At 43.8% G+C, this 13,036-nt stretch carries 10 protein-coding genes and 1 pseudogene; 3 read left to right on the top strand and 8 right to left on the bottom strand.

Features of this window, described 5'->3' with window-relative positions:
• Nucleotides 1-93 precede the first annotated feature (93 nt).
• Nucleotides 94-1,008, top strand: coding sequence for a CPBP family intramembrane glutamic endopeptidase (locus J7529_RS11000; protein ID WP_318728999.1), 915 nt, complete (start codon nt 94-96; stop codon nt 1,006-1,008).
• Here J7529_RS11000 and cbiE read toward each other — a convergent pair.
• The 6 genes from cbiE to J7529_RS10970 form a co-directional block, all read right to left on the bottom strand.
• Nucleotides 985-2,244 (bottom strand): precorrin-6y C5,15-methyltransferase (decarboxylating) subunit CbiE, encoded by a 1,260-nt coding sequence (gene cbiE, locus J7529_RS10995; RefSeq protein WP_318728998.1) that lies wholly within the window; start codon nt 2,242-2,244, stop codon nt 985-987. The genes J7529_RS11000 and cbiE overlap by 24 nt on opposite strands.
• A gap of 8 nt (nt 2,245-2,252) precedes the next feature.
• The gene (locus J7529_RS10990; RefSeq protein ID WP_318728997.1) at nt 2,253-2,852 is read right to left on the bottom strand and encodes a cobalt-precorrin-8X methylmutase; all 600 of its coding nucleotides are present in this window, start codon (nt 2,850-2,852) and stop codon (nt 2,253-2,255) included.
• A gap of 52 nt (nt 2,853-2,904) precedes the next feature.
• On the bottom strand, nt 2,905-3,624 hold the full coding sequence (locus J7529_RS10985; RefSeq protein WP_318728996.1) for a class I SAM-dependent methyltransferase: 720 nt from the start codon (nt 3,622-3,624) through the stop codon (nt 2,905-2,907).
• Nucleotides 3,625-3,800: 176 nt separating this feature from the next.
• The gene (locus J7529_RS10980; protein ID WP_318728995.1) at nt 3,801-6,299 is read right to left on the bottom strand and encodes a SpoIIE family protein phosphatase; all 2,499 of its coding nucleotides are present in this window, start codon (nt 6,297-6,299) and stop codon (nt 3,801-3,803) included.
• A 24-nt stretch (nt 6,300-6,323) separates the two neighbouring features.
• A complete protein-coding gene (locus tag J7529_RS10975; protein ID WP_318728994.1) occupies nt 6,324-6,704 on the bottom strand; it encodes a hypothetical protein in 381 nt (126 codons plus the stop codon).
• 57 nt (nt 6,705-6,761) lie between these two features.
• Nucleotides 6,762-8,561 carry an ATP-binding protein gene (locus tag J7529_RS10970; protein WP_318728993.1) on the bottom strand — a complete coding sequence of 600 codons (1,800 nt, stop codon included), beginning with the start codon at nt 8,559-8,561 and terminating at the stop codon, nt 6,762-6,764.
• Between the two features lie 323 nt (nt 8,562-8,884).
• Between J7529_RS10970 and ftsH3 the strand changes: the two genes are divergently transcribed.
• Entirely contained in the window at nt 8,885-10,723 is a 1,839-nt protein-coding gene (gene ftsH3 / locus J7529_RS10965; RefSeq protein WP_271940406.1) for an ATP-dependent zinc metalloprotease FtsH3, read from the top strand.
• 199 nt (nt 10,724-10,922) lie between these two features.
• Here the strand turns inward: ftsH3 and J7529_RS10960 are convergent, their stop codons facing one another.
• Entirely contained in the window at nt 10,923-11,654 is a 732-nt protein-coding gene (locus J7529_RS10960; protein ID WP_318728992.1) for an alpha/beta hydrolase-fold protein, read from the bottom strand.
• Between the two features lie 167 nt (nt 11,655-11,821).
• On the opposite strand from J7529_RS10960, the gene fmt reads away from it, so the two are divergent.
• Complete coding sequence (fmt, locus tag J7529_RS10955; RefSeq protein ID WP_318728991.1) at nt 11,822-12,844, top strand: methionyl-tRNA formyltransferase; 1,023 nt, start codon at nt 11,822-11,824, stop codon at nt 12,842-12,844.
• On the opposite strand, the pseudogene J7529_RS10950 reads toward fmt, so the two are convergent.
• Nucleotides 12,808-12,957 (bottom strand): annotated as a pseudogene (locus J7529_RS10950) (IS630 family transposase); the annotation flags it as partial. The gene fmt and the pseudogene J7529_RS10950 sit on opposite strands and share 37 nt — an antisense overlap.
• Between the last annotated feature and the right edge of the window lie 79 nt (nt 12,958-13,036).

Genomic DNA, 13,036 nt, shown 5'->3' with positions numbered 1-13,036 from the left:
TTTGCGCTAGGTAAAAGGAAATAGGCAAAAGGCAAAAGCTTCTTTTACTCAGGGTTTGAGCCTTTGATAACGGACCTCAGTACAGGGCGTTTCATGTCCGCGACAGTCCAAACCTCTGTAAGTGTGCGAGCATCTACGTCTGGATCGGGAGTTATGTTTTCTCTATTTGTTTCTAGGTGGTCATCCCATCTTCACCCCAGTTCAGGAATTCTTAAGAGTTTTGCTTTTTTTGCTCTGTGGGTAATATTGTGGTTACCGATCGCCATTCCTATTGCTCGTCATCTGAAATGGCATCCTCCCCATCCCTTAGATCCCCAACAAAAACTGTCCTTACTGATGCCCCTATACCTTTTGGTTCCCTTGTTGTTAGGGGCAATAGTTTGGATAGAGAAGCAGCCGATTTCTGACTATGGTTTAGGGCTAGATCGGTCAGTTTTCGTTTCGCTAATGGCAGGTCTGGCTCTGAGCATCCTGACATTATTTATCGCCTATGGCTTGCAGGTAGCTTGGGGAAGCTTGGCATGGCAACCCGAAGCGATCGCTGCCTCTTTCCTGCCCACACTCGGCTCAATTTTAGCCCTAAGTTTATGGATCGGTGTCATAGAAGAAACCGTATTTCGGGGATTTTTGCTGACCGAACTGCAAAGGGATATGGGGCTGGTGTGGGCGGCTATCCTTTCGAGTTTAATCTTTGCCCTTTCCCATCTAATTTGGGATTTTAAGGGCAGTTTAATCCAAGTCCCTGGACTGGCCTTGATGGGCCTAGTTTTAGTGCTGGCCCGTTGGGTCGATGGAGGAAGTTTGGGGTTAGCTTGGGGACTTCATGGGGGTTGGATCTGGGGATTAATCAGTCTAGATACAACCCAAATTTTAAAGCCAAAATCCGATCGCCCCTGGCCCGAATGGGTAACGGGTATAAACGGAGAACCCTTAAGTGGCCTGGTGGGGATTTTGATTTTGGGGATAACGGGCTTAATTCTGGGATTAATGGGCCATTTTGGCGGTTGAATCAAAAGGTTCAATCGTCAGGAGGATGGCAGGATTGAGAGGAGCAAAACGGGTAAATCGGCCTACGGGAAGTGAGCGGGAGACCTGGACTTGTAGCACCCGATAGGTCAATTGGTGGCGATCGATCCAGGCGATCGCCTCTTGTAGATGCTCTAATGTTGCTAGGGCCATGACTATTTTACCCCCAGGTAACAAGGTGGCTAAACAACAGGCTAAAATTCCTTCTAAAGAATCTCCAGTACCGCCAATAAACACCCGGTGAGGGGCAGGAATTTGGCGTAAAATGTCGGGTGCTTTGCCTTGAATAGAGACGACATTCGAGAGGGCAAAGCGCCGAGCATTATTTTGAATCAGTTGAATTCCGGCTGCCGTTTTTTCAATGGCATAAATTTGGGCTGTGGGGACTAAACGTCCGATTTCCACAGAGACGGAACCGGTTCCAGCGCCAATATCCCAGATGACTTGCTTGGGGTGTAGACCGAGTTCTCCCAGGATCAGAAGACGAATTTCCCGCTTGGTGATTAAGCCAGGTCGATCTCCGAAACTGTAGAATTGGCGATCGGGTATGCCAAGGGCGGGTAAGGTATTTAAATCAATAGAGCTATCTTGGGGTTTCTCCACCAAGATCGTAATATTCAGGGGCGCAAACGTCCGCATCAGGGCTTCTTGAGGGGATAAGTGTTGGATGCGCTCATCGGTTCCTCCCAGGTTTTCACATACCCAGAAGTCATAAGAGGTGGGGTTATCTACATTTAACAATAGATGGGCGATCGCTCCTGGACTATGGAGCGGATCGGTCAATACGGCGATGGGAGAAGCGCCTTTTTGCAGCGCCCTCACCAATTGATCGAACTCTCGACCATGGATACTAATGATTGTCGCTCCTTGCCAAGGGACTTTCACCCGACTAAAGGCAAGTTGAACGGAACTGAGATGGGGATGAAAGCATAATTGCTCTGGTGGAAAATAGGTGAGCAGCAGTCGTCCAAGACCAAAAAACAGAGGGTCACCGGAAACCAGGATGACGATAGTTTCTGAGCTGAGGCGCTCTTTAACGTGGTGTAGGGTTTGGGAGATGTCGTTTAAGGTGAGGCGCTGGGCTAGGTGTTGGGGAAAATAAGCCAAGTGGCGATCGCTACCCACCAATACCGTTGCGCGATCGATGATTTCTTGCACCACTACCGACAGTCCAGATGCGCCCTCTAAGCCAATACCCACAACATTAATCTGATTCATCTGTTTCCCTACGCCAGATGGATCAAAGCATTAACAATAGCTGCCGCCACTGGCGATCCGCCCTTACGCCCATTTACCACAATTTGGGGAACTGCCAATTGTGCTAAACGAGATTTCGCTTCTACCACAGACACAAATCCCACAGGAGCGCCGATGACTAGAGCCGGTTGCACCCTACCCTGTTCGATCTCCTCACATAGGGCTAATAGAGCCGTAGGTGCGTTTCCAATTACAAAAATGCCATTTGGAAACTGACGCGCAAAATGAAGCATTCCCGTTTCTGTGCGGGTTTTTCCCGGTTCCGCTTCAGGTGCTGCTTCGACTGCAACCCAGAGAGGATTATTAAACGTTTGAGTGACTAAACCGTGAATTCCTCTACTCACCATCGAGACATCGGTAATAATGGGATACTGTTGGCGAAGGGCATCGATACCGGATTGAATGGCTGTGGGACTAAAGTTAAGTAAGTCTTTGAATTCAAAATCGGCAGTGGTGTGAATGACACGACGGGCGATCGCATATTCCTGAACATTTAAAGTATGGGGGCCAATCTCGCGATCGATCAAGGCAAAACTTTCCAGCGCGATCGGATGTTCAAATTTCTTCATCGTTGCTTCAAAACCACCCCATCAATACAGTAGTGTGTTGTTTTCATATTATTCAAGAGCACTGAAGTTTACCTAAATCGCCTCGTTGCTCTAAGCTAAACTCCGGATGTACGTTTAAGAATCTAGCAACCCCTTCCCTAACTTGTTGTCCCCAAAAATCCTCCCCCATATCATGAAGAATAATTACCCCATCGGTTGCTACATACGAAGATAAGAGCAGTAGATCGCTCAGTACCGCTTCAGTGTGGTGATCGGCATCTAGGAAAACCGCATTAAAGGGGCCATGGGTTTCACAAACTTCTGGGCCAATTGTGGCATAATCGTCTAGATTAACACCATAATCAATAACCTTTTGGCGATCGCCAGGGTCGGGGAAACAGCACGAGAAAAATCCTTGATAAATCTTAAAGCGATCGCGAACACCCACATGGACAAGGGCTGCTTTGACAAACGATAACATCGTTTCTGGGTAATCTGGGATCTCAAACTTTCGCACACATAACCCATTCATTAAACCCGTCGGTAAACCTGGATCGACGCAGATAATCTCAGAGTCAGGAAAACATAGACCTAATACAACAGAAGATACACCGACAAATGTGCCCACCTCTAAGATTTTTCCCCGATACTGCTCAGGCAAGAACTGCACTAATATCTCGGCATCATCCGGTTTCAAGGAAGCATTTTCCACAAACTCTCGATTGAGTCCTTCTTGAGCTAAAAAAGAAATGGCTAACTTGCGAGCATCTTGGGGAGAAATGGTTGTTTCCATGATTTTGATCGGAGATATTGGGTTATCCATGTATCTAAGCTAGGCAGGGGCGACAGGATAGCGCACCACATTTGAAATAATAGGGCGTATTCTTCTACCTACCCTACAACCGCTAAAAATTATAACTTGTTTAGTAGATCAGGAGACTAACTGGAGAGCCAGATGTTCGGATTTCTTCATCGTTGCTTCAAAACCACCACAGTAATATCATCAAACACCTTATGCTCGCCAATAAACCCGCGTACATCCTCAACCACCCGTTCCCGAATCTCATGGGCTGATTTTTGCCGATGTTGTATCAGTAGATTACATAAACGCTCTAATCCATATTGATACTTCTCCATATTCTCCGCTTCTGTAATCCCATCCGTATACAATACCATCACATCTTCAGCATTTAAATGAATATCCTGTTGGCTAATAAAATCTGCAATCTGGTCATCTAAACCAATGGGGAATCCCAAATTTATTGTATCAATTAACTCAATTTTTCCATCACAGCGAACCACGATCGCCTCCTCATGTTGACCACTCAGTTGCACCCATCCCTGGTGATAATCCAAAATCGATAGGGTCATATTTTTATCAGACTTCATTCGTTGCAAATTGTCATACAGGGTCTGATTGAGGATATCTAAAAACCGCACCGGATCGGTTTCATCCATCTTCTGCAACGTGCGAATTGCTGTTTGAGCCATCAGCATCAATACCCCACTTTCTAACCCATGTCCCGTCACATCGCCAATACCAATTTTTAGGCGATCTCCTTGCTTGAGAACATCATAATAATCTCCTCCTACTTCATCTGCGGGTTCCATATATCCGGCAATTTCCAAATCAGCAATATCGTCTAACTCTTCTGCTTTCGGTAGTACCATCTGCTGGAGTTTTTTGGCTACATCTAACTCTGAACTTAACCGTATATTCTCTGCCTTGAGTTTCTCGTTTAAGATGCCGATTTCCTGATTGGCTAAGGCGAGTTCTGCGGTGCGTTGTTGTACTTTTTTTTCCAAGTTTTGGTAGAGATACGCATTTTCTAAGGCGATCGCCGCTTGTCCCGACAACAGTTTAATCATCTCCACTCGATTCGCTGTAAACGCACCTATCGTCAAATTATTTTCCAGATAGACAATACTGACTAACGTTCCTTGATGAATCAGAGGAACACAAAGTATAGATTTAGGTTGATAGTCTTGAATGTAAGGATCATTGATAAAGTTACCCTGATTTGCCGCATCATTAAGTACTACACTCTCTTGAGTACGACGGACATAATTAATTAGACTCTGAGCTATTTGAGCATTTTCTTGTACGGGAAGTGCTTGTAAGACCTGAATTTGATCAGAATCTAGAGTTTGGGATGCTTCAATGATCAATTCTTCTTGATCTGCAATCAACAAATAGCCACTCTGCGCTCCTGCATTTTGCATAATGATATTCATGAGAGCCATCAATAGCTTTTCTAAGACAATTTCACCAGAAATCGCTTGATTAGCTTTGATCACAGTCGAGAGATCTAAAGCCACACCAGAGGGGGTAGTAGTAGCACTTCTAGTAATAGAAACACCACTCTTTTGTGTATCAGACAATAGACTTAAGAAATCAGGATAGAGTTGCTCCAATTGCTTGGTTTTAGCTGTTGCTCCCCAAACACGATATCCATAATAAGCCTGTTGTATATAAATCTGTGCAAATTTCGGCTTCTTGAATTGGAAGTAAAACTCAGCCGCCAGTTCATGGGCTAAACTTTCTTCCTGAACATAATTATTTTCATGGGCTGCTTCAATCGCACGATCATATAAATCTATCGCTTCTAGGGTATTTCCTAGCACCTTAGCTACCTCAGCTTCTACCAATAAATATTTATGGAAAAAGTTTTCGGGGCAATTATCTGCCCACTTTTTCATCCTCACTTGGTTTTTTCGTACTTTTTCCATGGATTGTTTTTGGTTTTCCAGATCGGAATCAGGGTACAAACGCAAGAGAGTTAAAGACGAATAGAAATTGTGTTGGGCAACTGGAATACTAATCGAGATGAAAGGGAGTAATTTTTCCGCTTCTGACAAACAATCGAGGGCTTCATCCAGTTTATGATAGAGATAACAGGCTTGAGATTTGATAATGTAATAATAACAAAGCACCATAAAACTCTGACATTCCATCCAATTATTTAGATGAATTTCGTCGTTTTTTTCTCCGTCATCAAATGAATCAATATCTGAAGTTAAACCTCTTAAGTTCAGAATCACCAAATGAGCTGCCCATAACAAATCAGTTGCCAATTGATTACTACTCTGCTCTGTATACAAGAGATATTTTTCGATTTTCTCTGCCATCTCTTCAAGCGGTTTACCTTGATGAAACAAGTTATAGCAACCCACCATTATCGTATATCCAACATAGTTGATATCGCCATATTCTAAGGCTAATTCAAACCCTTCCTCATTGAGGAGATCGGCATATTTCAAGTGTTTATTCCATCCATTAACATAAGTAGCAAATACATGAAGAACTTGACATTTTACTCCCCCATGATTAAATCGCTCAGTCAGATTAATCGCTAAGGTTCCAAATTCATAAGCAAGGGCATACTCTTCTTGTATATTTGCCAAAAACATGGCATAGGCAGAAAAACCAAAAATTGAGTCAATGACCAATCCATACTTCAAGGACATTTGAGTCAACTTTATACTAACAATTCACCACATAGTTGGGTTAGTTAAAAACATCGCCGATGTGGTAGAGCGCAGCAATTTCATTGCCATTTCTTTTTCTGAATCCGTACATTCTTCAGCCTGTTCTAGTTCAGAAATTTTGCGATATCCTAAATGAGTTTTAAGTTTTTTTATTTCACCCTCAAGATAAGCTTGTAGTTCAGTTATATCTTCTGTTGTACTAGGAAAATCAATTCCCAATAATTCCAAACCAGCCGTTGAATTAGTAATGGCTTCTTCATACTTATTGGATAGAGTGTTTTGCAAGTATAGAAGCCGATAAATTTCACATTTATCTAACGTTGATTGAGCTTTTTGTAATGTAATTTCAGTCCATCTTTCAGATTCATAAAAATTGTAATTCAAGTGTTCAACTTCACAACGCTCTTTATGTAATTCAAAGGTTAACTTATAATACTTTTCCTAACTGTCATTACTCAATTGATCCATTCCAGCTTTCAGGTATTCTAATGAACCCATATATGCGGCTGATGATTTGGCCTTTTTACCTGCCTCAAGATTTAACTGAGTAATTTTATTTTTTTCTTCATCATTAGTGAGTCTATCAAAACCAATATTCAAATGACCGACAATATCAAATATGTTTTCTGATTGCTCTTCTTCAGAGCTACTCTTGAGCAAGAGTTGTCCAATCTTCAGATGAATTGATGGCTTGTCTTCTTCAGGAATTAAAGCATAAGCAGCTTGTTGTACTCGGTCATGTACAAACCGGTAGTCTTGAATCAAAAGTTCTGGATCTAACTCCGATAAAGACAAAACTAACCCTGATTGAATTGCAGGAATTATGCAATTGAATACTTCAGGTGAATTATTTCCTGAGACAAGAGATAAGGTAGTTAAATCAAAATTAGCACCAATACATGCTGCCAGCTTTAAAACTTCCTGGGTATTCAAGGGCAATTTTCTTAACTTACCAATCATCAACTCAACCACATTATCTGTGATATTTTGAGACTTTATTTTGTATAAATCCCATTCCCATACTTGGTTTTTATAATTAAACTCAATCAGATTTTCAGAATATAAATTGCTTAAAAACTGATTAACAAAGAATGGGTTACCTCGTGTTTTATTAAAGATCATTTTGGACAATTCTTGAACCTTCTTATTGTCTTGTATCACGGTGTCTTCGATCAGATGTCTAACGTCATTTATAACTAGATTTTTCAAGGTCAACTCATGAATACAAATTTGATTATTTTTGAGCTTATCAATCAAGGTAATAAAAGGATGCTTCACATTTACTTCATTGTCTCGATAAGCTCCAATCAATAATAAGTTTTTTAGGTTTTTATCCATCACGATCAGTTTGATTAACTTTAAAGTTGCTCTATCTGTCCATTGGAGATCGTCCAGAAAGATAACTAGGGGATGCTCCGGACTACAACAGCAGTGAATAAAGTGTTGAAAAACTAAGTTAAACCGATTTTGAGATTCCGTTGGTTCTAATTTATCTATGGGGGGTTGGGGGCCAATAATTAATTCAATTTCTGGTATGACTTCAATAATGATTTGTCCATTAACACCGAGAGCTTGCAATAATTTAGTTTTCCATTTTTCTAAGTTTTCTGGACTTTCAGTTAGTAGTTGTTGCACAAATTCTTTGAAGGCTGATACGATCGCTGAATAGGGAACATTACGCTGAAATTGGTCAAATTTTCCAGAAATGAAGTAGCCTTTTCTTTGGGTGATAGGTTTATCTATTTCTTGGACTAGGGCTGATTTTCCAATACCTGAGTAGCCAGCCACTAGCATCATTTGATTGTTTCTATCGACTTGTTCAAAGATGTTTAAGAGCTGCTCAATTTCTTTTTGCCTTCCGTAGAGTTTTTGGGGAATTTGAAATTTATCAGATAGGTCTTCGGCTCCCAGAGGAAACGAGTCAATTTCTCCCTGGGTTTCCAGTTGGGTTAAACACGTTTCTAGGTCGGTTTTTAATCCCCAAGCACTCTGATATCTATCTTCGGCGTTTTTGGACATCAACTTAAGGTCATAGGCTTTAATGATTCCTTTTCGGTCTAAGGAATGGGTAAGCTGATATTCTTGTTTGTAGCGGGTCAGTTCTGAGCGAGTGGGATAGTCTTCTTTGAGGAGTTTGAGAATAACCGATTCCTGATTAGTTTCTTTGATTGCCCGATAGACTTCCGAGTTACTGCTTTCGTAAATGAAGTTTAGGGTTTTATAACCGGATAAGGAGAGCATAGTTTTTAAGTTATCAGAAACTTTAGGATATTTTATCACTAGAGTTCTATGGGTTTAAAAGTATGGCTTGATACCTCTTCGCCTTCAGATCTCAGGTAGGGTTTTCCACACTGTTAACTGATCGCTCCCTAGGCTCGATCGCCCCTAAACTAAAACTTCTCATATCTGCCATCCTTGATGGAACAAGAGATACAGACCGATCGCCGCTCCTGATTGTTGAGCAGATCGCTCACAGTTTCGTAATATTCGTTAATATAAGATTAATAATCATAAACAAGAACCGTCCTAAATACCCTAAAACACAACAGGAGGATCGAATAGGCGTGAACAAACGGTGGAGAAATGCAGGACTATATGCTTTATTGGCGATCGTCGTCATTGCCTTGGGAACAGCGTTGTTTGACCAACAACCTCAACCCACCCAAACCTGGCCCTACAGTCAACTGATTGATGAAGTTGAGAGCCAACGGGTAGAGCGGGTCAACCTCAGTGCTGACCGTACTAGAGCGCTAGTGACCGCAGAAAATGGCGATAAGATTCTGGTTAACCTTCCCAACGATCCAGATCTACTCAACATTCTCACGAACAATAATGTTGATATCTCAGTTTTACCTCCCAGTGATGATGGGGCTTGGGTGCGGGCCTTAAGTAGTCTGTTTATCCCGATTTTGCTGGTGGTAGGGGTCTTTTTCCTCCTCAGACGGGCCCAAAATGGCCCTGGCTCTCAGGCGATGAACTTTGGCAAATCGAAGGCTAGGGTGCAAATGGAGCCCCAAACCCAAGTCACCTTCGGAGATGTGGCCGGGATTGAACAAGCCAAATTAGAGTTAACGGAAGTTGTAGACTTCTTGAAAAACGCCGATCGCTTCACGGCAGTGGGCGCTAAAATCCCCAAAGGTGTCCTCTTAGTTGGCCCTCCTGGAACGGGTAAAACCCTACTGGCGAAAGCAGTTGCCGGTGAAGCAGGAGTTCCCTTTTTCTCCATCTCGGGTTCTGAGTTTGTCGAAATGTTTGTCGGGGTGGGTGCTTCTCGCGTCCGCGACTTGTTTGAACAAGCGAAAGCCAATGCTCCCTGTATCGTCTTTATCGATGAAATTGATGCCGTTGGTCGTCAACGGGGTGCAGGTCTCGGTGGCGGTAATGACGAGCGCGAACAAACCCTGAACCAATTGTTGACCGAAATGGACGGGTTTGAAGGCAATACGGGAATTATCATTATTGCGGCAACTAACCGTCCCGATGTTCTCGATGCTGCCTTGATGCGTCCCGGTCGCTTTGACCGTCAGGTGGTCGTAGACCGTCCCGACTATGCTGGACGCTTAGAAATTCTTAATGTTCACTCCCGGGGCAAAACCCTATCTCCTGATGTGGATCTGGAAAAAATTGCCCGTCGGACTCCTGGATTTACGGGTGCAGACCTCTCCAATCTCTTGAATGAGGGAGCCATTTTAGCGGCTCGTCGCAATTTAACTGAGATTTCCATGGATGAAGTCAATGATGCCATTGACCGCGTTCTGGCTGGCCCCGAGAAGAAAGACCGGGTGATGAGCGAGAAACGCAAGGAATTGGTTGCTTATCATGAAGCCGGCCATGCTTTGGTGGGCGCTCTGATGCCAGATTACGATCCCGTACAGAAAATTAGCATTATTCCTCGCGGCCGTGCTGGGGGTTTGACTTGGTTCACACCGAGTGAAGAGCGCATGGATTCCGGATTATACAGCCGTTCTTATCTGCAAAACCAGATGGCGGTTGCTCTGGGCGGTCGTTTGGCTGAAGAGATCGTCTTTGGTGATGAAGAAGTGACTACTGGTGCATCGAATGACTTGCAACAGGTGGCACGGGTGGCTCGGCAAATGGTGACTCGTTTCGGGATGAGCGATCGCCTCGGACCGGTCGCATTAGGTCGTCAGCAAGGCAATATGTTCCTGGGTCGCGATATTGCAGCCGAGCGGGATTTCTCGGAAGAAACGGCAGCCGCTATTGATGATGAGGTGCGGAATCTGGTAGACCAAGCCTATCGCCGCGCTAAGGCAGTGTTAGTCAATAATCGCGCTGTCCTCGACCAATTGGCACAAATGCTAGTGGAACGAGAAACGGTTGATTCTGATGAACTGCAAGAATTGTTGGCCAATAGTGAGGTAAAAATGGCGGCGATCGCCTAATTTCACCGATAGCCATCCTCAAGGATCGACGAATAGATAGGGGCGAACGACTGTTTGCCCCTATCTATTCTTCAGTTTAGGTTAAGGAGGCGATGATTAGCGATAGATCCGGAGGAGCAAAGGGAGTAGGCTAAAAGTGCGAATCAGCAACTCCTTATGTGCTCGATGTTTAGTCTAGAAGAACTTCTGTGGAATTGGGTTAGGCAAACGCGGCTAGTTGTGCTTGCCAAATGGACCAATCATGGCCCCCATCCCAAATTTCTAAATGATGGGGAATGCCATTGCGATTAAAAGTATCACACAAGCGCAGATAATCGGAGAGACAGTGGTCATGTTGAGCCGTGAGCAGTTTCAGGTCAGTATTGGCTCCTCCTAACTCTAACCAGCGATCGCGATTCATATGAGCCATGTAGGCGACTGGATTAATAAAATGCAACTCCTTAGTGGTTTCCTCGGAATTTAACTGTGCAATCCCAGGTAGCTTGGTTAAATCATAGGTTCCCGACATAGAAATACAGCGGCGGACAATATTTGGATAGCGCAAAGCCAAATTTAACGCATGGGTTGCGCCTAAAGAACAGCCAGCAGCCACTAAAAAATCATTCTGGGCTTCATCACAAGCATAGGGTATAAACTCCTTACACCAATGCTTCTCCAACAATAACCAGCGCTGACGACGTTCCTGAATTGTTAATCCTGGAGCTAACAGCGTTTCCCAGTCCAAGGTATCCAAACAAAACACCTGAGTCCAGCCCATATCCAAATGCCGCCCCAGAGCCGCTATTAAACCCCGGTCTTCTGGATCGAAAAAGCGTCCATTGCTTGAAGGAAACAATAACATGGGATAGCCAGAGTCCCCAAAATGCAAGACCTCCATTTCCCGTTGCAGAATATGGGAATAGAACCGGAAATACCGACGACAATAAGCCATAGAGTTTAAACTGAAAGCGTGAGTCAGACTTGAGCGATCGAGGATGGATATAGAATTTAAAGTCTAGAACATGGGTTGTGAACGATATCCTCCGGTAACTTAAAACAATAACGTAACCATTGTCCAATCCTTAACCGTTTCTCCAACATCATACAGAACCGTAACCCATGAGAGTTATTTTTTTTGGCACACCTGCCTTTGCTGTCCCCACCCTAGAGCGATTATTATCCGATCCACAATTCAAAGTTCTGGGCATTGTCACCCAACCAGATAAACGTCGAGGTCGAGGGAGCAAAGCCATCCCCTCTGCTGTGAAAACCATTGCTCTAAGGGAGAATTTACCCGTGTGGCAACCTGAACGAATTAAGAAAGACTCTTTGACATTACAGGAATTAGAGCAAATGCAGGCTGATGTGTTTGTGGTGGTTGCCTACGGTCAAATTCTTTCCCTCAAGATTCTGAAAATGCCTAGACTCGGATGCGTGAACGTCCATGGCTCAATTTTACCTCAATATCGGGGAGCCGCCCCCATCCAATGGTGTCTCTACCATGGGGAAAGGGAAACCGGTATTACCACCATGCTTATGGATAAGGGAATGGACACCGGAGATATGTTGCTTAAGTCAGTGACCCCCATTCATTTAGGAGACAATGCCCATACTTTAGCCGAGCGGTTAGCTCAGATGGGTGCAGATTTATTAATTGACACTTTGTTAAAACTTGATCAACAGCAGGTTACCCCCATTGCCCAGGATAATGATTTAGCCACCTATGCACCTTTGATTAGTAAACCGGATTATGAGTTAGATTGGCAACGCAGTGCCCTAGAGTTACATAACCAAGTACGGGCATTTTTTCCGTCTTGCATTACTCAATTTCGCGATCGCCTGTTGAAGGTGATGGAAACCTCTCCCTTGATGATGGATCAAGGATTAGAATTGCCTGAAGAGTTGATAGCATTGGAGCAAAATTTACAACATATGAACTTGGGTGATGCCCAAGTGGGAGAAGTTGTTTTTCTTGCCAAAGGATTCGGCCCAGTGGTGAAAACTGGACAAGGGTTCTTAGTTTTGCATCAAGTACAATTAGCTGGAAAACGGGCGCAATTGGGAAGCGATTTTATGAATGGCTCCCGTTTGCAAGTGGGAGAAGTGATGAACCATAGCAGCCAATCAGTTTCCCCTCTCTGAGGTTCGACAAAACCATATACCCATAACCATTCAAATTTCCAATTCACACGAGCAACGGGTGTACAACCTTCTGGTACATAAATGCGCCGCATCACGGGTTTGAGTCCCAAGCGCTGAGGGGGCGACAAGGAGGCTGAAAAGCATAGCCTGTGAGGAGAGTAGACGAAAGAGAGAAAAAAAGATAGGCTAGGA

Source organism: Roseofilum sp. Guam (assembly GCF_017746735.1).
GTDB lineage: Bacteria > Cyanobacteriota > Cyanobacteriia > Cyanobacteriales > Desertifilaceae > Roseofilum > Roseofilum reptotaenium.
This window is presented reverse-complemented; position numbering and strand designations above follow the sequence as displayed.